Origin of the sequence: Paenibacillus aquistagni (genome assembly GCF_900177815.1) — a bacterium.
Lineage (GTDB): Bacteria > Bacillota > Bacilli > Paenibacillales > Paenibacillaceae > Paenibacillus_B > Paenibacillus_B aquistagni.
Genome location: NZ_FXAZ01000006.1, coordinates 140,402 through 161,356, shown reverse-complemented (window position 1 = coordinate 161,356; position 20,955 = coordinate 140,402). Strand labels below are relative to the sequence as shown.

At 51.4% G+C, this 20,955-nt stretch carries 19 protein-coding genes and 1 riboswitch; of the genes, 3 read left to right on the top strand and 16 right to left on the bottom strand.

Going from position 1 to position 20,955, the window contains the following annotated elements:
* Positions 1–48: 48 nt before the first annotated feature.
* The 10 genes from B9Y93_RS25090 to B9Y93_RS19150 form a co-directional block, all read right to left on the bottom strand.
* A complete protein-coding gene (locus B9Y93_RS25090) occupies positions 49–825 on the bottom strand; it encodes a BMC domain-containing protein (RefSeq protein ID WP_085497146.1) in 777 nt (258 codons plus the stop codon).
* An 11-nt stretch (positions 826–836) separates the two neighbouring features.
* Entirely contained in the window at positions 837–1,490 is a 654-nt protein-coding gene (gene eutL / locus B9Y93_RS19190) for an ethanolamine utilization microcompartment protein EutL (RefSeq protein WP_085497143.1), read from the bottom strand.
* 19 nt (positions 1,491–1,509) lie between these two features.
* The gene (gene eutC / locus B9Y93_RS19185; RefSeq protein ID WP_085497141.1) at positions 1,510–2,493 is read right to left on the bottom strand and encodes an ethanolamine ammonia-lyase subunit EutC; all 984 of its coding nucleotides are present in this window, start codon (positions 2,491–2,493) and stop codon (positions 1,510–1,512) included.
* A gap of 18 nt (positions 2,494–2,511) precedes the next feature.
* On the bottom strand, positions 2,512–3,876 hold the full coding sequence (locus B9Y93_RS19180; RefSeq protein ID WP_085497139.1) for an ethanolamine ammonia-lyase subunit EutB: 1,365 nt from the start codon (positions 3,874–3,876) through the stop codon (positions 2,512–2,514).
* A 47-nt stretch (positions 3,877–3,923) separates the two neighbouring features.
* Positions 3,924–5,354, bottom strand: a complete 1,431-nt coding sequence (gene eutA / locus B9Y93_RS19175) for an ethanolamine ammonia-lyase reactivating factor EutA (protein WP_085497137.1) — start codon at positions 5,352–5,354, stop codon at positions 3,924–3,926.
* A gap of 140 nt (positions 5,355–5,494) precedes the next feature.
* Positions 5,495–6,913, bottom strand: a complete 1,419-nt coding sequence (locus B9Y93_RS19170; protein WP_085497135.1) for a sensor histidine kinase — start codon at positions 6,911–6,913, stop codon at positions 5,495–5,497.
* On the bottom strand, positions 6,906–7,478 hold the full coding sequence (locus B9Y93_RS19165) for an ANTAR domain-containing response regulator (protein WP_085497133.1): 573 nt from the start codon (positions 7,476–7,478) through the stop codon (positions 6,906–6,908). The genes B9Y93_RS19170 and B9Y93_RS19165 overlap by 8 nt, the downstream gene beginning before the upstream one ends.
* An 89-nt stretch (positions 7,479–7,567) precedes the next feature.
* A complete protein-coding gene (locus tag B9Y93_RS19160) occupies positions 7,568–7,999 on the bottom strand; it encodes a EutP/PduV family microcompartment system protein (RefSeq protein ID WP_085497131.1) in 432 nt (143 codons plus the stop codon).
* A 12-nt stretch (positions 8,000–8,011) separates the two neighbouring features.
* On the bottom strand, positions 8,012–8,368 hold the full coding sequence (locus tag B9Y93_RS19155) for a BMC domain-containing protein (RefSeq protein ID WP_085497130.1): 357 nt from the start codon (positions 8,366–8,368) through the stop codon (positions 8,012–8,014).
* 193 nt (positions 8,369–8,561) lie between these two features.
* Positions 8,562–9,704 carry a 1-propanol dehydrogenase PduQ gene (locus B9Y93_RS19150; RefSeq protein WP_085497128.1) on the bottom strand — a complete coding sequence of 381 codons (1,143 nt, stop codon included), beginning with the start codon at positions 9,702–9,704 and terminating at the stop codon, positions 8,562–8,564.
* A gap of 390 nt (positions 9,705–10,094) precedes the next feature.
* On the opposite strand from B9Y93_RS19150, the gene B9Y93_RS24385 reads away from it, so the two are divergent.
* On the top strand, positions 10,095–10,325 hold the full coding sequence (locus tag B9Y93_RS24385; protein ID WP_139829195.1) for a hypothetical protein: 231 nt from the start codon (positions 10,095–10,097) through the stop codon (positions 10,323–10,325).
* 28 nt (positions 10,326–10,353) lie between these two features.
* Positions 10,354–10,505: riboswitch (adenosylcobalamin (AdoCbl) riboswitch) on the bottom strand.
* Positions 10,506–10,698: 193 nt separating this feature from the next.
* Here the strand turns inward: B9Y93_RS24385 and B9Y93_RS19145 are convergent.
* From B9Y93_RS19145 to B9Y93_RS19125, 5 genes are all read right to left on the bottom strand, one after another.
* Positions 10,699–11,637, bottom strand: a complete 939-nt coding sequence (locus tag B9Y93_RS19145; RefSeq protein WP_085497127.1) for an alpha/beta hydrolase — start codon at positions 11,635–11,637, stop codon at positions 10,699–10,701.
* Positions 11,638–11,764: 127 nt separating this feature from the next.
* A complete protein-coding gene (locus tag B9Y93_RS19140; RefSeq protein ID WP_085497125.1) occupies positions 11,765–14,857 on the bottom strand; it encodes an AAA family ATPase in 3,093 nt (1,030 codons plus the stop codon).
* A complete protein-coding gene (locus tag B9Y93_RS19135; protein WP_085497123.1) occupies positions 14,838–16,010 on the bottom strand; it encodes an exonuclease SbcCD subunit D in 1,173 nt (390 codons plus the stop codon). The genes B9Y93_RS19140 and B9Y93_RS19135 overlap by 20 nt, the downstream gene beginning before the upstream one ends.
* A 456-nt stretch (positions 16,011–16,466) precedes the next feature.
* Positions 16,467–16,790: a hypothetical protein gene (locus B9Y93_RS19130; protein WP_085497121.1), complete on the bottom strand. Its 324-nt coding sequence runs from the start codon at positions 16,788–16,790 to the stop codon at positions 16,467–16,469.
* 117 nt (positions 16,791–16,907) lie between these two features.
* A complete protein-coding gene (locus B9Y93_RS19125; protein ID WP_085497119.1) occupies positions 16,908–17,369 on the bottom strand; it encodes a hypothetical protein in 462 nt (153 codons plus the stop codon).
* A 213-nt stretch (positions 17,370–17,582) separates the two neighbouring features.
* Here B9Y93_RS19125 and B9Y93_RS19120 point away from each other — a divergent pair, with 213 nt between their 5' ends.
* Together B9Y93_RS19120 and B9Y93_RS19115 are read left to right on the top strand one after the other, a co-directional pair.
* Positions 17,583–18,881 (top strand): MFS transporter, encoded by a 1,299-nt coding sequence (locus tag B9Y93_RS19120; RefSeq protein WP_085497117.1) that lies wholly within the window; start codon positions 17,583–17,585, stop codon positions 18,879–18,881.
* On the top strand, positions 18,878–19,783 hold the full coding sequence (locus tag B9Y93_RS19115; RefSeq protein WP_085497116.1) for a polysaccharide deacetylase family protein: 906 nt from the start codon (positions 18,878–18,880) through the stop codon (positions 19,781–19,783). The genes B9Y93_RS19120 and B9Y93_RS19115 overlap by 4 nt, the downstream gene beginning before the upstream one ends.
* A 414-nt stretch (positions 19,784–20,197) precedes the next feature.
* Here the strand turns inward: B9Y93_RS19115 and B9Y93_RS19110 are convergent, their stop codons facing one another.
* A complete protein-coding gene (locus B9Y93_RS19110) occupies positions 20,198–20,953 on the bottom strand; it encodes a LamB/YcsF family protein (RefSeq protein WP_085497114.1) in 756 nt (251 codons plus the stop codon).
* Between the last annotated feature and the right edge of the window lie 2 nt (positions 20,954–20,955).

Below are 20,955 nucleotides of genomic sequence, written 5' to 3'. Positions count from 1 at the left end.
AATATTCCTTCTCTCTACTTCGTTATTGTCTATATAACTTTTATTAAGTTAAGCTTTCTTAGTGCCTTTGCTGCGCTTCTTTGCAGTAGAAGGAGCTTTCGGCGGCTTTACACGAGGCTTGCTGTCTTCATCCTTCGCAGGCGACTCAATCCCGTCTGCCTTCCGCGCTTCCTCAACCACCTTTACAGCCTCTCTGGCCACTCGCTGCATCACATCCGCTGTGGACTTCGCTGCATCTGCCGCATGTGCCGGCTTCGTTGCTTCCGAAGCTTCAAGGCTGCCTGCTTCCGAAGAAGCAGTCGGCTTATCCGAGGACACGGGAGCGGCATCCGCCTTGACGGCAGCTTTGCTGTCAGCCTTGCCCGGAGCCTTATCATCGACCTTGCTTTCGATCTTGCTTTCAATCTTGCTTTCGCTCTGATCGTCGGCCTTCGTCCCCACCACAGCTTCAAGCTCTGCTTCTTGCTTCATATCCGCCTTCAGCTCTGGCTTAGGCGCTGCAGCAGGCATCTCAGCCTTTTTCACCTGCTCCAGTGCTGGTCGTTCTTCTTCCTTGCCCGCAACCATGGCCGCAGTCTCCTCATGCAGCCTTGCAATGACATGGCGAGTAATAAGCACGTCCAGTTGAACAGCCAGCTCGGCTCCTGCGTCTACAGCGGCTTGTACTGCGCCAACGTCGCCGCCAAGCTTAACGGTCACGAGTCCGCCCTTGATCACCTCGACACCGAGGCAGGTAACGGCAGCTGCCTTCAAGGCAGCATCTGCAGCGGCAACCGCGCCGAGATAGCCTCGCACTTCCACTAATCCTAATGCTTGATGTCTCATAAGCGGCTACCTTAATAACTCGTCGGGTTGTCCGCGACGAATTGGACAGCATCTGCGAAAGCGTCACAAGCTGCTTTGCAGGCCGATTGGCTGCCCGTTAGCAGCGCACCGCCGAAGTTTGTCTCGGATGGCGGGCCGAAGAAGGCTGCGATCGTCACATCCGCTGCCTTCAGGGCTGCATCGAGTGCATACATCGCTTCAAGCGGCGGCGCAATCAGATAGGCAAGGGCTTCGCCTTCTTGAATGTTCGCCAGCTCAGACAAATAGGTGCCAGTGCGGGAGACGCAATGGGCGAAGTAGGTAATGCTGTTGTCTTCATTGGCGCTCACGAAGTGAGCATCATTGGCGATATAATCGGCTACTGCATTCAGGCCGCTGCGCACTTCCTCAGGCGTAGGTCCAGCTAGAATGCCGATTACCTCGCCTGCGAGCTTCGTGGATGCATTGGCTGAGCCTGCATACATGCTTTTGGCGTAGACAACGTCTACCACAGCGGACTTCGTTGCCTCATCAAGCGCAACGTAGGTTACATCATCAATGTCTGCCGTAATGATCCCCAAGCTTTTATGGTGCGGCTTAAGCTCGAGCTTCTGAGCCATATCCAGGCTTACGTTGGAAATGAGCTTCATGCCGAGCACTTGTGCATGAATCGATTCGTTTCTCATACGTGCCTCCTTGTGATCCTTATAGTTTCAAGTCAATACCAGATGCCTTGCGATCGATCATAGTCTTGATCAATTCTGCGATATGAGCGCCAGCTTCGACGGCTGGTGTACCTCCAGAATGAATATTGGAGATAACCGTACGCTTCGCTTCCTGCATGCCTACCGTTGGCTTATAAGCGATATAAGCACTCATCGACTCCGCTGTTACAAGTCCTGGACGCTCACCGACCAACAGGCAGATGACATCTGAGCCTGTTACATCCCCGATTACATCCATCGACGGTACGCGGCAGTGCTTAACGAACAGAATCTCGCCAACCTCAATGCCGTACATTTTAAGACCTTGCGCAATCGCAGGGATAATATCGCGAAGATTCGCCTCGATCGCAGCGGAGCTGAGTCCGTCTCCGACCATGATTTGGACCTTGGCCTGATTCACGGTATGCTGCTTAATAAAGGCAATCGTGTCTTGAGAGAATTGGCGGCCCAAGTCTGGGCGTGTAATATATTCATCCTTGTCCCGGCACATCGTCTCGATCGGTACAAGATTCATTTCCTTGACGAAATCCTCTGATACGTATGAGAACACCGCATCCTGCGCTGCCGCATGGTCAGCACGGAATCGAAGCGACGTAATCGTCTTGTATCGAGGACCAGCACGCCATACGCCGAGGCGGGCCGGGGTCTTTTCCTTCATTTTCATGTAACCTTCACGATCCGCTGGCTCTGGCACGAGCAGCAGCTTGCGAAGATCGATCTCCGTAATATCGTCCAAGCACCCGCCTTCATCAACGGAGGCTTCTGAGGCTGTTCCTTCCTGTGCGGCAGCCTCAGGAATGGCAGTATTCTGAGCGTGAGCAATAAAGGCTCCGTCTGCAGGCTTCTCACCTGCTACTGCTGTGCTTGTGGATGGAGCTCCAGCCGTTGCTCCTGCTGATGCTGGCGCACCTACCATCTCGTTTAGAATCGATTCAATCATCGATTTTAGGTCTTTTTCATTCATGCGAGCTTCCTCCTTCCCTTACTTGAGAAACACCGATGCGTCCCCTGCTTTTTTAGTCAGCTTGCCATTCTCGATAAAGCCCATCTTCTCCATCCACTGTTCAAACTCACGGATTGGACGCAAGCCGAGCAGCTCACGCAGTGTCGCTGTCTCGTGATAGCCTGTTGTTTGGTAGTTCAGCATGACGTCATCGCCGTGCGGAATACCCATAAAGAAGTTGCAGCCTGCAGCAGAGAGCAGAACCGCCAAGTTCTCAAGGTCGTTCTGATCCGCCTTCATGTGGTTCGTATAACAAGCGTCACAACCCATTGAAATACCCGTCAGCTTACCCATAAAGTGGTCTTCGAGGCCTGCACGGATAACCTGCTTCGCATCGTAGAGATATTCAGGGCCAATGAAGCCAACAACCGTATTGACTAGGAACGGATTGTATTTCTTAGCAAAGCCATAGCAGCGCGCTTCCATCGTCACTTGGTCAATGCCGTGATGCGCTTCGGAAGAAAGCTCCGAGCCTTGGCCTGTCTCAAAATACATCACGTTCGGACCCGCAACCTGTCCATGCTGCAGAACGAGCTGCTGTGCTTCCTCAATCGTAGCGGCATTGAAGCCAAAGGCCGCATTCCCCTTCTCAGAGCCGGCGATGGATTGGAAGATGAGGCCTGTTGGCGCTCCGCGCTTCACTGCTTCCATCTGTGTTGTAACGTGAGCGAGTACGCAGGTTTGCGTTGGAATATCCCACTTCTGACGGAATTCCTCGAAGCGCTTCAAGACACGCGTTACACTCTCTACCGAGTCATCTACTGGGTTAAGGCCAAGCACCGCGTCCCCGATCCCGAAGGTCAAGCCTTCCATAAGAGAGGCCATGATGCCATCCGGATCATCGGTTGGGTGGTTCGGCTGAAGCCGCGCAGACAATGTTCCAGATCGGCCGATTGTCGTATTCGCAGTCGCCGTGATACGGATCTTCTTCGCTCCATACATCAAGTCAAGATTGGACATAATCTTCGCCACCGCTGCAATCATCTCAGCTGTTAAGGCGCGGGATACACGCTTGATGTCGGCTTCCGTCGTGTTCTCGTTCAAGATCCACTCCCGAAGCTCCTCCACCGTCCAATTCTTGATCTCGCTGTAAATGCGCTCATTCACCTGATCCTGAATAATGCGGGTAACCTCATCTTGCTCGTAAGGAACGGCTGGGTTGTTGCGCAGATCCGCAAGCGTAATTTGCGACAATACCACCTTCGCTGCTACACGCTCCTCGGATGAAGTTGATGCGAGTCCAGCGAGCATATCCCCTGATTTTTCTTCGTTTGCTTTTGCCATGACTTCCATAAGGGAATTAAACTGGTAGACTCGGCCAAACAATTTCGTTTTTAGAATCACAAAAGCTCCTCCTTCCAACCTCTAGGCTGATCTCATATCTATAGGAATTAGTGAAATACAAGCGTTTTGATGACGACTGGCAGCACCTTGCCTTCGGCGATCGGCTTGCCAATATCGATATAATCGCCGTTGTCCACTTGAACACTGTCGATGCATACAACATCCTTTTTGTAATCAAGCAGAGCATACAGCGTCTGTCCAAGCACCTTCGCCATGTCATGATGGACAATGACGATGAGGGGATATTCCCGCTCAAGCAGCTCCGACATGCCTTTGTAGAGCCCTCGGGCATATTTCTGCACTTCAGCAAAGCTTGGACTGTTCTTGCCTTCGATCGCAATCGCAACCCGCTGCAGATCATTATTCAGCTTGAACCAGCTGAGCTTATCGCTGATCGCAGCTGCGAGCCTGTCGCTGTCGCCTGCCTCATCGACTGATGCAAGCTTAAGAATCGGGATATTCTTGATCGGGAAGCTCTCTTCCGTATACGTGATCGTACTGCCGCTGATCTCTGTCGTATGAGAGCCTGCTCCTACCACGGTTGCTCGTATCGTCTCCGCGGCGCGCGCGACGGTTAGCTCTTTTACAAGCGGCGACTCCGCAATCGCTCGGCCCAGCAAGATGCCGATATCGCCGTACTGGAACACATCCCCCGCAGCTTCATGGTAAATGTAGTCCGCCACGCCGCCAGAGAAGGAAATGCACGGTATCGACTTCTCCAGCTTCAAGCCCTTATTCGTAATGATCGTGTCATAGAAGTCACCAGGCGCTCTAAGCCCTACGCTTTCTTCAAGCAGCTTGACCATCTCTTCGATAATGGGCTTAAGCGATTCTGGCGTAACCTGCTGCCCTAGCGCGAGCATTATTCCTCTTTGCTCCGCCAGCTGTCTGATCTTCGGTGCGATATAGGTAATCTCATGGGTTTGCTGGTCTACCTTGATCAATCGCCCTCCAATATCCAAGCAGCCTGTATCCACGAGCTCGCCGCTTTGGAACAGCGCCAGATTGCTTGTTCCGCCGCCGATGTCGATATTGACAATCGAGGTGGAATGGTCCTTGGAGTACGTATGCGCCCCTGCGCCCTTAGCAGCGATGATGCTCTCTAGATCCGGGCCTGCTGTCGCAACAACGAAGTCTCCAGCAAACCCGCTTAACGACAGCACCGCCTCGTTGGCATTGTCTTTACGTGCCGTCTCGCCTGTAATAATGACCGCTCCGGTCTGAATGTCATCCTTCGAGATGCCTGCCTTCACATACTGCTCTTCTACAAACTGCTGAATCTTCTGCATGTCGATTCGATTGTCGGGCAGCACAGGAGTAAAACAGATATCGCTTCGGTACACGACCTCCTTATCTGTGATCACAAGACGCGGCACAGAGAAGGAAGAGGCCATATTCTGAATGTAGAGCCGTGACAGCACTAATTGTGTTGTCGAAGTCCCCATATCAATGCCAACGCTCAGCAGCTGCTCATTCACTTGTCTCATCCCCTATCCGTTGGAGTTCAAGGTCCCGTTTAGACGCAAAAAGGCTTAAAGTTACAACCCTTCGGGATCACCCGAAATGGTTCACTTTAAGCCTCATTGCTTACGGGACTACTTCCTTGTAGCCGGAATATTTATTTTTTGAACGTAAACGTAACGGTCGTTCCGTCTTGATTCGATACAAAGCTGAGCTTGCCCATCAGCTTGTCCTTCACATAACTGCGAACAATGGACAATCCTAAGCTCTTCTGCGAAGCTTCCTCAACAGAGAAGCCCTTGCCATTATCCTTGACCACTACCGTGACGAGACCATCCTTCAGTGTCGCGGTGACGGTGATCTTGCCTTTGGTATGATCGCCAAAGGCATGCTCATAGCTGTTGTGAATAAGCTCGCTTACGATCAGGGCAATGGCCACCGTGCGGTCGCTGTCGAGACAAATGCTCTCTGTGGCGTCTATGTCCACATGCACCGAGTCATGAACAAAGCAGCGGCCAATATTTGCGGCGATCAATCGAATGACATCCATAAGATCTACCTGAGCGTCGATCTCTGTAGAAAGCAGCTCATGGGTGGCCGCAATGGCGAGCACTCTGCTCACGCTGTCGTTCAGGCTTTTCTTAGCCTCAGGGCTTTCGCACTTCCGCGCTTGAATGCGCAGGAGCGAAGCAACGGTCTGCAGATTGTTCTTCACTCGATGATGGATTTCTCTGATCGCTACTGATTTGGAAACGATCTCCGCTTCCTTCTGCTTAATCTCGGAGACATCATGCAAGATGACGCCTACCGACAAATCTTCTTCTTCCATAAACAACCGCTTCACTTGATAATATCGATCAGCTGCCTTCACGTCCGTTGTGGACGGATAGCAAGGAAGCGTGTGCTGCTTGATCACATCTGAGAAGGTCGTCTGATCAAGCGACAAGTTATCATAATGCAGCCCTTCAATATCCTCAAGATAACCAAGCTTCTTATAATAGACATCGGCTTGCTTATTCTTAAGCTTCAAAAAGCCATATCTATCAAAGACCAGCACGGCATCCTCAAGCTGATTAATGATCGAATCCTTGAACCGAAGCATCGCGGTCAGCATCGAAGACATTTCATTGTCCTCGCACTCTGTCCCCATCACGTTGAAGTGGGCTTGAATATTGTCGCTCACATTCTTCTCATAGATGACGACAGCGATAACGCCCGTTTCATTTTTGATTGGATACACGGTCTGTCGAACAAGATGATTCTCCTGCGTATTGGCGATAAGCCCCTGCGTCATGATCCCCGTCTCAAGCGTTCTTAAGACACCGGGCTCATTCTCTCGCAGTGCCCGCTCGCCTGTGACAGAGCCCTGATACAGAGATTGCTGCCCTCTCGGACGACGATGGTAGACAACAATTGCTTCATCCGATACGCTCGACAGTACGTCGATAAACACATCATCTTGAACCTCAGACTGCTGAAACGACTCGGCCAGTTCAAGGATTCTCGCTATATCCTGCTCACTTAATCCCGTGTGCAGGAGGCACAGCTCCTCGATCTGCTTTTTATAATTAATCATAGGAGATCACGATCGTCGTCGCGATTTCAATCATGGGGCATCGACGATCCATGCTTAATTTGCGCAGGGTCTGATAGGCCTCCTCTTCGGTATAGCCATTTTCCTTCATCAGAATCCCTTTTGCCTTCTCCACAGCTTTACGCTCTTCCATCTTCTGCGTCATCTTCGATAGATTCTGTTCAAGCTTGCGGATTTCCTTGCCTTTGGCGATGGTCACTTCCACCATGGGAATGAACGACTTTTCGTCAAGCGGCTTCACCAAATAACCAAGCGCACCGACAGAGGTTGCTTTTTCAACCGTTTGTTTGTCGCTGAAGGCCGTTAATAAAATAATGCCTCCTGCGAGCTGTTCTGAAATGATTCGTTTACCTGCTTTTAAACCATCAAGGATCGGCATTTGCACATCCATGATGACAAGGTCAGGCAGATGCTTTTTACAACATTCGATGGCTTCAAAACCATCGGAAGCTTCGCCTACTACATTGTAGTTCGCTTCCTCCAGCATCTCACGAATATCCATTCTTGTAATAGGTTCATCGTCGACTATTACAATTTTTCCATTCATGCGTCATGCACCTCATTGTTCGCCGTTATTTGCTTGTATCGTTTGGGAAGCGATTGACTTGATCGAAAACCGCCGATCCGACAATTACCCTAAGCCTCCAAATAAGCCTGGAGTGCCTCCACTCCTACATCTTCTATCGTCGAGACTTCAAATATTCGCTCTGCCCCTGCCGCCTGAAGCTGTTCGCTTGCACGCTCAATGGCTGCTTGTCCATCAGCCAGCTCGATCTTGGTCACAATCCCAATAACGGGCTTGGCAAACATCGTAGCGAAAGCCGGCGGGAAGTAGCTGTCTTCCTTTGTGCAATCCTGCACTAAGCCAATGACGTCAGCATCCACACTGGATACAAGCAGCATCTTATACAAATAACGATTCTCGATGCACTCGCCTGGCGTATCAATAGAATGCTCGAAGCTCTCAATCGCTTGCGTCTTCTTGTAAGCAATCTCTTGACCGTGCAGCTTCTGACAAAGCGTCGTCTTGCCTGATCCGGTGCTCCCGGCTAATATAATCTTCTTCATCGCTTTTCTCTCCTACGTCCGTGTAATCTTCGCAGCAGCCGAAAAGCCAAGAATATTTTGCAAACCAAGCAGCACTTCACTAATCGCGGATTCCACGGAGGATACATCCCCTGTGACCACAAGCGAGCCGCTGAACCGATCGACGAAGCCGATCTGCACGCCTGCCGCCTTGGTCGCGATATCCGCTGCAATGATGGAGGCTTCGCTTGGCGTAATGGTCATGACTCCGATGGCATCCTGCGCATCGCTTCCCAAGCCAAGCTTCTTGTAAATATCCGGATTTGGATTTGCAATAATGTGAGCCAGCGTGACCTGTTTACCAGGTACATACTCCTGTATGACACGTTGTTTTTCGGTTTGTTGTTCCAAGTTATCATCCCACTCTCATGTGAAAAACACGATAAATAGCCATAAAAAAACATAAAGACCCCTTAAAAATTCGCGTGGAAAATTTAAGAAGCCTCATCGCTTTATTCGTATGCAACACGCCGTTGTGTTACCTTAACTATATTTTAACCTGCAAACGTTGTCAACAGCATAACATGGAAAATCGGTTTCGACCTCAAGATTGATACATTTTGTTCAAAATTTGAGCGACATCCGCCTCCGTAGGAACACGTGGATTCGTTGCGGTACAGCCGTCTTGCAGCGCGCCTTCGGCAATCGCTGCTCTCATGTCCTCCAGCAAAGCAAGCTCTACACCGCACTCCTTGAGCGTCTTCGGCATATGGAGCTCCTTCTGAAGCTGCTTGATCGCTTGAATGAGGCTGCGAACCCCGCTCTTTGCATTCGGTGCAGAAAGTCCAAGGCTCTTGGCAATCTCAGCATATCTTGCTGCAGTCGCATTGACGTCATCCTTGCCGTAACCAGGCTTGTAGTCCGCATTATAGGCAATAACGTGAGGCAGGAGAAGCGCATTCATACGGCCATGCGCGATCTTGAACTTCGCCCCCGCGACGTGCGCAATCCCATGGTTAAGCCCAAGCGATGTCATATTGAATGCCAATCCTGCAAGGCAGGAGGCATTGTGCATTTTCTCCCGTGCTTCAAGATCGCTGCCGTTCTTATAGGCTCTTGGCAAATACGCGAACACCATCTTGATTGCTTTTTCAGCCAGTGCATCGGAAATGTCATTGGCCTTCGTCGAGACATACGCCTCGATAGCATGCGTCAACACGTCCATCCCGGTATCTGCCGTGATGAAGTCCGGCACGCTTTTCACAAGCTCAGGGTCCAAGATGGCTTCTTGCGGCAGCAGTTCATCCGATACGAGAGGGTATTTGATATTTTTCTGCTTGTCGCTAATGACGGAAAAGGATGTTACTTCAGAACCTGTTCCACTAGTCGTTGGAATAGCAATAAACGGAAGATCCGTTTGATCCAGCAATTTGCCAGCAAACAGCTTCATTGCCTTCGCCGCATCAATAGCAGAGCCCCCGCCGATCGCAAGGATCATGTCCGCCTTGAATGCGCCAAGCGCTTCCACTCCCTCAGTTACAATCTCAACAGGAGGATCTGGCACGATGTTGCTGAAAATGTACTGTTCATTGCTTTCATGCAGGCGATCGAACACCATGTTGATCATGCCTGACTTCACGATGAATGGATCCGTCACGATAAAGATCCTTTTGTTCTTCCATTCTGTGAGACGATCCATAGCACCCTGACCTATATAGAGATCAGTTTTGATGGATAGCTTGTCCATATAAGACACCTCCAAAGGATAATATAGATAAGTTGAACAAAGGATTGTCCGGTTGAGGGCAGCCAAGTGAAATGTTCTTGCCATCGCCGTTGTTCACACATTCACAAAGGCAAACGCGAACGCTGCTCCAGAATCAATCTGCCCCTTGCCTGCCCCTTGCTTTTGTCCAACCTATAGAAGCTTCAAATAAAAACAAAAAGAGGCCTTCCAAAGGAACCGTCTTCAACGATTCCCTTAAAAAGCCTCTTTGCTTCCTATCGATTGCGCACGCCATTGTGCACGTGATTGAATGAAATTGTCCACTCTACTGTACACCGCTTTCCCGATGCGCGTCAACCGCCTCTTGCAAAAAGCTCCTGCAGCTATGCCAAGACCAAGATGAGCGATTACATGTTCAAGTGGTTGCAGATACCAAATGAAGGATTGGTATCGAGCTGGACGGAAAATATCCGTTCCATTGGGATAAAAGAAGGGATGTGCACCTCGTTGTGCACCTTATCCTCAGCATTGAAGAGCTTCCCCACTTGCTTGCATGATACGTCGTCGTATCGGTTCGGCGGCGAGCACCTGGCCATGCCGACATCCTCGTCGGCTGCCATTCTGGCAATAAAAAAAGCCTAGCGAGGCGCAATTGCAATCCACTAGACTTAACAACCAGCCACTTTCGCCTCGAAGCAGCTGATCCAGCAAAGTTACTAGGCAAAAGACCTGACTTAAGATCGAGTGAACGATCTATCACAGTGGCGGGACCGTGTTGGATTTGCACCAAACTTCCATTACCTATAACTTTTTCTGTTGTGTATAGCTTGAATGGTCGCCCATTCGACATCATTATAGCATAAATGAAGCCTAGCGCAATATGATTCTCTATTTTGACAAGAAAACAGAGGCAGCATTCACTTTCACAAATACACGGTGGAATAAGCAAGTTAGCGTTACTTGATCCACCACGGGACGCTGTTCCAAGCCTTCTAATGGCGGATGCTGTTCTGTTTTAGAACATTGTGTGACGGCTTGTTCTGGCTATGATGGAAGCGACATCTTGAATCGCCGTTCTGCCTGCTCCGCTGATGGCGCCAAGCTGGAAGAAGCCGTGATTGACGCCGAGATATCTTCTGCACTGCGCGTGAACCCCTGCCTCCAGCAAACGGTGATACAAGGCCTCTCCTTCGTCGACTAACGGATCGAACTCTGCTGTAATGATTTGGGTCTCCGGCAGTCCTTCAAAGTCATCACGATGTAATGGACTTGCTTCAGGATGATTCGTTGGAAGGCCAGCTAGGTAGACCTCAAAGCCGCTTAAAAGAGTATCCCGCGTAATGACATAATCATCGCCGTTGGTCTCATAACTGCCGCTTGCACCTGATGCATCAAGCATAGGATAAATAAGCACCTGGCGCTTCGGCAGCCAATCGCCTTGCGCTTTCAGCCGCAAACAAGTAACCAAGGCAAGATGTCCGCCTGCGCTGTCTCCTGCAATCGTGATATCGTCTGGATCCCCTCCCCAAGACAAGGCGTGCTCACGAACAAGGCCGGCCGCCTTGAAAGCATCGTCATGAGCAGCCGGATAGATATGCTCGGGTGCCAGTCGATATTCAACCGCAATCACTAACGCATTGCCCAAGTTCGCCAATTGACGCAGCTGACGATCGTGAGTGTCAAAGTCGCCGCTGACAAAGCAGCCCCCGTGATAATAAACCATAACAGGGAGTTTCACCTGCTCCGATGGCTTGTATAAGCGAAGGCGTATGCCGTCAATCGTATGTTCAGCAATCTCTCTTACGGGAACAGCGTCCCCCGCTAAGTCAATGGTGTTCAAATAACCCTGCCTGCGTTCTTCGATGCTCTGCTCTCTAGCTGATGGTCGCCCGCTCTCGATAAATGCCTCAACGAGATTGCGGATACCCGGCTCTAATTTGTGCAACAGTGCCATGTTCACTCACTCCCTGAAGATTCCGCATAATGTCTGGATGTCATTTACAATTCCGATTCTATACTCGTTAACTTACATGAAATCGTGTATAGCTATATCATCGATCCTAGTACAAGCTCTTTACTCGCTAACTCACATGGAAGCGCGTATAGCTGCAGCCTTCCTTCGTCTTTTTCACCTCAAGCACCGCAGGTATGGCGGCCTTCAGCTCTTGTACGTGGGAAATAACGCCGATCATGCGTCCTGTCTGCTGAAGATCAATCAGCGTGTCGATGGCCTTGTTGAGCGATTCCTCATCCAAGGAGCCAAAGCCTTCATCGATAAACATCGTTTCTAAGGAGATGCCGCCCTCATAGGCTTGAATGACATCCGCCATTCCGAGTGCGAGGCATAAAGAGGCATTGAATTTCTCCCCGCCGGACAAGGTCTTTACATCACGGAACTGCCCCGTATAATTGTCGTAGACATCAAATCCGAGTCCACTCTGGCGCCCCCGCTTCTCCATGCGATCGCTTCGCACGAGATAGAATTGGCCGCCGGACATCTTATGCAGGCGCTCATTCGCGGCATGAATGATCTGCTCTAGGAACTCGATTTGCAGGAAGCGCTCAAAGGAAATCTTCTTCTCGTTCTCGCCCCGCACAACATCGTAGAGATCCTTCACCTGTGCATATTCACGCTCCGCTTGCTGCCAATCCTGTTCGATTCGCTCAAGCTCAGCCTGAAGCTTAAGGCCCTTCTTGTATCTTCCTTCCGCCTCAAGGCTCGCTTCCCGCTGCTTCTCTACGATACGCTCCTGCTCTTCTAATTGCAGGAACAGCTGGCTTAGCTCTTGCCTTTCCTTGCCGTGAAGCCTCTGTGTCAATTCCTCCACTCGCTTCTCGACCGCAGCACAGGCAGTGCGGTATTGCTCAAGGCGCGCCTTCAGCTGCTCACGCTCTGTTGTAGACAGCTTCGCGCTTCGATACGCTTCCTCCGTGCCGAAGCCGCCCTCGCGCAGTGCCACTTGGTAGCGTTCCTGCACCTCTGCAAGCTGCTGCTCGGCTTCTGTCGCCTGCGTCTCGCTGCTGCGCAGGCTGGCTGACGCCTCAATCATCCGTTCATTCGCCTTGCGATAATTCTCCTGCGCTTGCTTCCAATCCGCCTCAAGCTTAGCCTTCAGCTGCTCAGATGCCCGCAGCTCCTGCTCCAGCCGCTCAAGACCGCGAAGCTCCATAGGCACCGTCGACACAGCTTGCTCATAACGAGCCTTAGCCGCGGCAAAGGCTTCGTTCGTCTCCAGCAGCGCTGCATTCGCCAGCTCCTTCTGCTTGCGCAGCACCTCGCACTCGCGCTCAAGCCGAACAAGCTCTTCCTTCAGCGGCGCTAAGCTTGCCGCCTCCTGCTTCAGCTTCGCTTCGTCTTCGTTCAGCTCCTTGCCTTCGGCAACAAGCTCGACGAAGCGCTCCGCACAGCGCTCCAGCTCGAAGCCATAATCGAGCAGCTCGGCTTCTCGCTCCTGCTGCTGTGCTGCATTCGAGCGCAGCTCCGCCGCGAGCTCAAGATGGGCCTTCTCCGCTGCCGACTTCTGCTTGCGCAGCTGATCAAGCGCCTCCTTCGTCGGAAGCTCATCCTGCAGCTCCGCCTTCCTCGGATGCTCGCTGCTGCCGCATACCGGACAAGCCTGCCCGTCATGAAGATGGCTTGCAAGCAGGCCAGCTTGCCCCTCGATCCATTGCTCCTCGAGGCGGACAAGCTCTTGCTCCAGCTGCCGATATGCCGCTTGGAGCTTCTCCTCCTGCTCGGCGAGGGTCGCGCGCGCCTCCTGCAGCCGCAAATACTGCTTCATGCTCTGCGCCTGCTGGCGAAGCAAGCCGAGCCGCTCCGTCTTCTCGGGCAGCACAGCGACACGGGCTTCCAGCTCGCGAACATGTGCAGCAAGCTGCGCACGCTTCTCTTCAAGCGCTTGAAGCTTGGCGGACGCCGCCTCTTGACTCTTGAGCTGAGCTGCTGCCTCACGCTGCAGCTTCTCCACCTGCTGCTCTTTGGCGGCAAGCTCCTTCACTAGCGGCACATAGCCTTGGAGGCGATCATGATCCTTGAGCGCCTGATCGCGGCGCTCCTGCAAGGCCTCCTCCTGCTTGTACTGCTGATCCGCCGCTTGCAGGGCCGTACTCGCGAGCTCATGCTCACGCCCTGCAGCCTTCCACTGCTCGCGCTTTCTCTTGAGCTCCTGCGCCTGCTTCTCCGCATGCTCCTCGTGGACCTGAATCGTGACTGCCTTCTCGGCTTGAGCAAGCAGCCCCGCCTGCTCCTCCAGCACCGGACGCTCGGCAAGCAGCCTCGCCGCTTCGGCCTTGTGCTGCTCCAGCTGATCAAACTGCTCGTTCAAGCTCCGTGCCTCGTGATAAGCCGTCGTAATCTGCTGCAGCTTGGCAAGCTCCTGTTCACGCAGCTCCTGCTGCCGATGCAGCAGCTGGTCGGTATATGCAAGCTCCTTGGCCAATGCCTCCATAACCTGATAGGCATTGTATTGCTCCTGCGCGAATACCTGCTGCAGCACAGAGCCCTCGCGCGTGCCAAGTTCTTCTTGCACCTGCTGCAGCTGATAGCCCCGAATGTCAAACAGCTTGGAGCAAACCTGCTGCTTCTCCTTGCGCTGCTCATTCAAGACATCGGCTACAACCTTATACAGCCCTGTCTTGAACAGACGACGCAGAATTTCCTCCTTGTTCTCTGTCTCCGAGGTCAAGAGCTTGCGGAATTCGCCTTGAGGCAGCATGACAATCTGGCTGAACTGCTCTTTCGTTAGCCCGATTAATTCGCGAATCTTATCATTAACCTGAGTCACAATGAAGCGATCGGTAAGCGGCACCTCGCTGCCATCCACCTGCTCGTAGAGCTCATAGCGCTCGCCTGTCGCGACCTTGTTGCCTGCCTTCACATGAGCAATCTGCCGGAATACGCGGTATATGCGCCCTTTTAGCTGAAATTCAAAATCAACGGACGTATGCACCTGGTCATCCGCAAAATGGCTTCGCAGCAGCTTGCTGTCATTGCGATCCTCGCCGCTTGCTTCTCCGTACAGGGCAAAGCTGATTGCGTCAAAGATCGACGTCTTGCCCGCTCCCGTCTGCCCAGACACAACAAAGAGTCGATTGTCTTTAAGCTCCGTAAAATCAATCGTCTCCTCGTCCTTATAAGGCCCGAAGGCTGTCATCTTAAGCTTTAGCGGTCTCAAGTCGCTCTCCCTCCTTTGCGTGAACATCGTGCAGCACCCTCACGAACAGCTCTTCCGTATCCTCCGACAGCTCTTTCCCTCGAACTTCTTTATAAAAAGCACGGAACAGCGAGAGGTCATCCATCTTCGCTCGGCTCTCCGACGTGCCCGCTTCTCCGTAGTTCTCTATGACTGACAGCTTCCGCTCCACATGCATCGCGTTCGGATACACCGTACGGATGCGCTCCATCGGCGACAGCACCGCAGCTTCATCCAGCAATCGCACAAAGACGTAGTCTTCATTAATCTCCTGCCGTTCAATATCTGCCATATACCCCTCTACTCTTCGCATATCTCGACGCGGCTTGAGCTCCCTTTTCTGGACAGTTGCCTTCCCTTCAGCATCGAGTTCCACAACCAGATAGCCTTTTCGATGATTCTCTTCCGAAATGGAGTACTTAAGCGGCGAACCTGCATAACGAATCGTCTCATCCGCAACATGATGCGACTGATGAAGATGACCGAGCGCCGTATAATGGAAGCCAGCGAAGTGCCTAGCGCTTACATGCTCCGCTCCCCCGATGGACAGCGGGCGCTCAGAATCGCTCGTATTCTGCTCCGGTTCTCCCGTTGGCGTTACGAAGGCATGTCCTACGAGCACATGCCTAGCCTGTGGATCCATCGTGCTTCGTATCTGCTCCGTAATCTTGCGCATCGCATCATCATGCGTACGGATCTCCTCGTCCTGCAGCACATGGCGCACCTTGCCAGGTTCGGCGTACGGTACGAGGTGAAAATGCACCTCTCCGTGCTCATCGCTTAGCACGACCGTATCGCAAGGCGAGTTCATTTCCCCGGCAATATGCAGTCCTGCTGCTCGCATCAAGCTGCTCCCAAAGTCCAATCGGCTTGGGCTGTCATGGTTGCCTGCCACCGCTACAACCGGAACTCCTATTTCCATGACCATGCGAACGAGAATCCGGTCCAGCAGTTGAACGGCCTCCGTCGGCGGGACTGCGCGGTCGTACAGGTCCCCAGCCAAGACAACGACATCCGGACGCTCCTGCTCGATGTCTTGCATGAATTGCTCTAGCACATATTCCTGATCCTCCGTCAAATACACGCCCTGAACCAGTTTGCCGAGGTGCCAGTCGGCTGTATGGAAGATTTTCATTGAAGCCCGCCCCTTTCTTTGTTATCTTCTACGCGGCTTGATCCCGATCTTTGATACATACGTTGAAGCTCTAAATTTAACGGTTCGAACAATCGTGAACACCGATCATTTTTCCATAGAACTACTTCTCTTTGATCTATTTAATCTTTTTGACAACACTAGCATTCACGCATAGAGCACCAAACGAATGTGCTAGTGCTAGCTATTGCTTACCCTGCTTATCAAGTCTGTTCTGTCTATTATATCAAAAATGAGATTCGTCTCTCTATGGAGAGAGTTGGAGTTAATAGAATAGCGCTGATAAGCATAAAAAAGCCGACCTCGACGATGGGTCAAAGCCAGCTATGTATAAGAAAGAAGGTGGACTATTTTGAATATACACTCAACTTTCCCAGCTAATCATTCAGAACAAACCTTACTCTGTATGGGGTTAAATTGATAATCATTGTACATCATTCACCGATCATCATTTTTTTTGCTTAAGAAGTAAAACATCCAGATAAATAATACGAGTATTACCACAGCTAAATAGGATACATTCGTGTTTGTAAAATGATTCATATACCACAAGAAGATAAGTAGCAGTGCCGCTGCTATATGTCCATAAAGTAATTTGTTTTTTATCCTTTTTCTCAAGTATAAGGCTAACAAGACCATTAAAACGCTAATGACCACAGAAATTAAATATGTTTCTGGAGACTCATTTAATAAAGGTGTACCTATTAAGGCAAATGCTGCAAGAATTACGAGGGCTGTAATGATACCTTTTCGATTCTTCATTAATGAATCACCTCCTCCAGTTTCCCATGCTAACTTCGCTGCTTTGGCCCAAGCGTCAACTTCAACATTGTCCAAATTATGTTTTGTCACATCTAGTTATTCAGATTAACTTCTTTGTTACTGCTCAGTGCCCTTTACTTCAAGCGCGAACACATAGCTGGAGCTTCCTTCTGTAATCCGTGTCTCTTTATTCCGCAGCCATGCTGCCGAGAGGCCATAGTAGTAGATTCCTTCAGCTTCAGGCGCCTTAAAGGAGTTGTCTACAATCTCCACTTCTGAAGGGATTCCTTCTCGAAAGATAGATAGACTTAATTCAGTAGGCTCCTTGCCTTTAAAATCAACCGTAATCGTAGCGTTCGCGGCTACTTGCTCCGCTTCTTTATCCTTCAGCATGATTTCGGGCCCTGCATAGTCGGCGCAGGTGCTTCCCCAGCAATAAGAGCTCTGATAGAACGTAACGGCCTTCCCATTCGCCACAATCTTCGGCTGAGGCGGGCCCATAAGCTTGTCAACTGAACCGCATGCGCTCAGCATCAACACCACCAACACGATTCCTAACAAGAATCCGACTCGTTTCATCGAACCCCTCCTTTGCATGTAAGACGTTCAATCGATCTGTTTTGTTGCCTCCTCTTTGTTCATTCGTAAATCAAGAGCGAACTCACATGATTTCATATTCAAACTAATAAAGTAGAGTAATCAGCCTGCTGCCTGCTTTACTTTCAGGCAAGCATTCTGGCTTCAATCTCGTTCACGCACAGCCCATTTGAGCTTATCAGGGAGGAATCCGTCATGAAGCGGAGCTGGATCAACTCGCCTTACAGCTATTCGCTTGGAATGTTTGCCATGATGGTGCCGAGTCAAGCATTCAGCACATTCTACAGCTATTATTATGTGGAAAAGCTGGGGCTCGGCATTGGTCTTGCTACGCTTGCCCGCACGCTGTTCTTGATCTGGGACGCGGTCAACAATCCGCTGTTTGGGTATTGGTCGGACTCCACCAAGTCACGATATGGCAGACGGAGGCCTTGGATATTTGGCGCGATCCCGCTGTTTATGATTGCTCTGGTCCTTGTATTTTCCCCTCCCTCTGCAATGTCTCAGCAGGGGTTGTTTACCTGGTTCCTCCTGTCACTGCTTGCCTTTGAGGCTGTGGCAACCGTGCTGTGGGTGAATTACGGCGCTTTATTCCCCGAGCTGTATCGGGGCAATCGCATTCGTGCAAAGGCATCCGCGATTCAGCAGTCCTATCAAATGGCCGCTCTGCTGCTTGCTTCCGTGCTTGCGCCACTGCTTGTCAGCTGGTACGGCTTCACATGGATGGCGATTATCTTCGCCCTGCTGTTCGGCCTGTGCATGCTCCTCTCCACGCTCGCCGTTCGAGAACAAGAGCATCAGCATGAAGGAGAATCGCTTAAGCTGGGCGAAGCTTTTCGAGTCACGCTCAAAAACAAAAAATTCTGGATCTTCAACCTATCCAACTCCTTTGCCCAAACGGTAAATGGGCTCATCAGCTCCATCATCCCGTTCTATGCCAAATATGTGCTGCACCTATCAGAGGAAGCGGTATCGATCCTGCTCGCATCCGTATTCGTATCGGTCATTCCGTTAGTGTTCGTATGGTATCCGATCATTCGCCGGCTGCAGGGGGTGAGCGCTTGGCGGCTGTCGCTTGCCGTCTATGGACTGTCGGTGGTTCCGCTCTGGTTCGGGCATGACCTCATCAGCGGCATTATAGCTGGCATCTGCGTTGGCTTCGGGCTTGCCGGCTTCCTTGTCACGCCTCCTGTTCTTAACGGGAGCATTATTGACGAGGATGCGATGCTCACAGGACAGCGAAGAGAGGGCATCTACACGGCGGTTGGCGGATTCATTACCCGCTCCAGTGGCCTGATCTCCGCCCTAGCCTTCTTTGTCGTCGGCATGCTGTTTGGCTATGTCAGCGGCGACGAGCCCGGCCCTTATCCAGAATGGACGTTCCGAATACTCATGAGTGTCGTTCCCTTCTGCTTGTTGTTGATTTCTTTTCTGCTGTCCTATGCGGATCGATTCCATTTTCAAAAGCCCGATGGAGGTGAGCGTCTTCCATGACGATTAGAAAAGGACTTATTATTAACTGCGACGACTTTGGCCAAAGCAAGGCGGCCAATCAAGCCATTATGCAGCTGCTTGAGGAGAATAAGGTCTCCTCTGCCACGATCATGGTGCCAGCTCCAGGATTCGAGGAGGCCGCTCAGTGGTGCGCCAAGCGCAGGCAGCCGAATGTCGGGCTGCATCTGACCTTTAACAGCGAAGCGCTTCATCTGCGCTGGAAAAGCATAACAGAGCATCCTTCCCTTCACGATGAGCAGGGATATCTGCATGAGAATGTGGAGCAATTCGAACGGAAGGCTGCGACTCAAGCGGTGGTAAAGGAAATGGAGGCCCAGTACGAGCGTGCCCTGAAGCATGGGATGCGGCTAAGCCATGTGGATAACCATATGGGCAGTCTGTATGGCATCGCTGCAGGCCGCAGTCATATCCCGCATATGCTGTGGAAGGCGCGGCGCTGGAAGCTGCCTGCGCGCTTGTTTCGCTACATTGATCATACCGATCCGCTGCTAAGCACCATTCCGAATCTAGAGCAGCCCGTGAGAAAAGCCTCTGCCTTGGCGGATACCCTCGGTGTGCCTATTCCGGATTATCTGCTGTCCCATCCCTATCACGTGCAGGAACAAGAAACCTATGATTCATTCAAAGCATGGATTCTCTCAAGGCTGTATCGCCTGCCTGAAGGGATCAGCGAGACCTATTTCCATCCTGGTACTGATGACGCGTGGATGCAGGCCCATATCCCAAGCTGGGAGAAGCGCGTATGGGAGCATCGCCTGCTGATGGATGAGGACCTTGCCTACACAATGCGGGACGCTGGCGTTGAATTAACCAGCTATCGTTATGTCGAAAAGCATTTGAAGCGTCCCCGCCTTCGGGCAGCTTGGCGGTTGCTGCGGTAACGGTAACAAGACGGCAGCGCAGAAGCCATGCATACAGATGCTCCATCGCTTAGCTCATGCCTATAACGATATCAAGCTGAATGAAGCTGTATAATTCACAACAGGCCAGCCTATCTGGAATGCCCCTTATGCGGACGCTTGATTATGAAGCATCGCTCTCACATCTTCATGCCTTGACATTCATTTCGATCCATTAAAAAGGAAGACCGCTATTCCTCGGGCGTATCTTATTGTGCGAGGGACAGCGGTCTTTTCGTATTTTAAACAACTATCGTTATTATGAAGTGATCTATGTATTGAACTCGCCCAAAGTTAAACATACCTTAGGGGCGGCTATCATTCTTCATCGATTCAAAATCCTTTTAGGCAGCCCTGCTCATTTGCAGGCTTCGTTTGTTCCAAGGCAGCAATATGTTAACCGGCTGCGAGTTGAATTCCTTCAGTCTGCAGCAGCTCTCGTATCTGACGAGCGAATGCTAGCGCATGCTCGCCATCCCCATGGATGCATATCGTCTCCGCCTTCAGCTTGACCTCTATCTGCTCACGGGAGATAACCGTACCTGACTTGACCATCTGGATGATCTGCGCTGCCGCAGTGGCGGGATCATGAATGAGGGCATCCGGCTCCTGTCTTGGCGTCAGGCTGCCGTCCCGGCAATAGGTGCGATCGGCAAACACTTCGCTCGCCGTGCGAAGCCCTGCCCGCTCTCCAGCTGCAATCAGCTTGCTGCCCGATAAGCCATAGAGCACAAGCTCAGGATTCACCTTGTACACCGCTTCAGCGATGGCTTCAGCCAGCTTGTCCTGCTGAGCAGCCATATTGTACAAGGCCCCGTGAGGCTTTACGTGGTGCATGCGCCCCCCTTCTGCCCGTACAAAGGCTTCCAGCGCGCCGATCTGGTATACCGTCATTTCGTAAGCTTCATCAGGCGTAATACTCATATTGCGTCTGCCGAAGCCTGCTAGATCAGGAAGACCCGGATGCGCACCAATGGCTACCCTTTTCGCAAGCGCACCTGCTACCGTTCTTCTCATCGTTCTTGGATCGCCTGCATGATATCCGCACGCAATATTTACCGACGTGACAAGATCAAGAATCGCATCGTCATTCCCTAGAGCATACACTCCATAGCTTTCGCCCATATCGCAGTTCAAGTCCACCGATATCAATG

Coding starts and splice junctions, on each gene's coding strand:
- B9Y93_RS19160 (WP_085497131.1), bottom strand. CDS start 7,999: ATGAAGAAGATTATATTAGCCGGGAGCACCGGATCAGGCAAGACGACG.
- B9Y93_RS19115 (WP_085497116.1), top strand. CDS start 18,878: ATGACGATTAGAAAAGGACTTATTATTAACTGCGACGACTTTGGCCAA.
- B9Y93_RS24385 (WP_139829195.1), top strand. CDS start 10,095: ATGTTCAAGTGGTTGCAGATACCAAATGAAGGATTGGTATCGAGCTGG.
- eutC (WP_085497141.1), bottom strand. CDS start 2,493: ATGAATGAAAAAGACCTAAAATCGATGATTGAATCGATTCTAAACGAG.
- B9Y93_RS19135 (WP_085497123.1), bottom strand. CDS start 16,010: ATGAAAATCTTCCATACAGCCGACTGGCACCTCGGCAAACTGGTTCAG.
- B9Y93_RS19125 (WP_085497119.1), bottom strand. CDS start 17,369: ATGAAACGAGTCGGATTCTTGTTAGGAATCGTGTTGGTGGTGTTGATG.
- B9Y93_RS25090 (WP_085497146.1), bottom strand. CDS start 825: ATGAGACATCAAGCATTAGGATTAGTGGAAGTGCGAGGCTATCTCGGC.
- B9Y93_RS19165 (WP_085497133.1), bottom strand. CDS start 7,478: ATGAATGGAAAAATTGTAATAGTCGACGATGAACCTATTACAAGAATG.
- B9Y93_RS19145 (WP_085497127.1), bottom strand. CDS start 11,637: ATGGCACTGTTGCACAAATTAGAGCCGGGTATCCGCAATCTCGTTGAG.
- B9Y93_RS19150 (WP_085497128.1), bottom strand. CDS start 9,704: ATGGACAAGCTATCCATCAAAACTGATCTCTATATAGGTCAGGGTGCT.
- eutL (WP_085497143.1), bottom strand. CDS start 1,490: ATGAGAAACGAATCGATTCATGCACAAGTGCTCGGCATGAAGCTCATT.
- B9Y93_RS19130 (WP_085497121.1), bottom strand. CDS start 16,790: ATGAAGAATCGAAAAGGTATCATTACAGCCCTCGTAATTCTTGCAGCA.
- B9Y93_RS19120 (WP_085497117.1), top strand. CDS start 17,583: ATGAAGCGGAGCTGGATCAACTCGCCTTACAGCTATTCGCTTGGAATG.
- B9Y93_RS19170 (WP_085497135.1), bottom strand. CDS start 6,913: ATGATTAATTATAAAAAGCAGATCGAGGAGCTGTGCCTCCTGCACACG.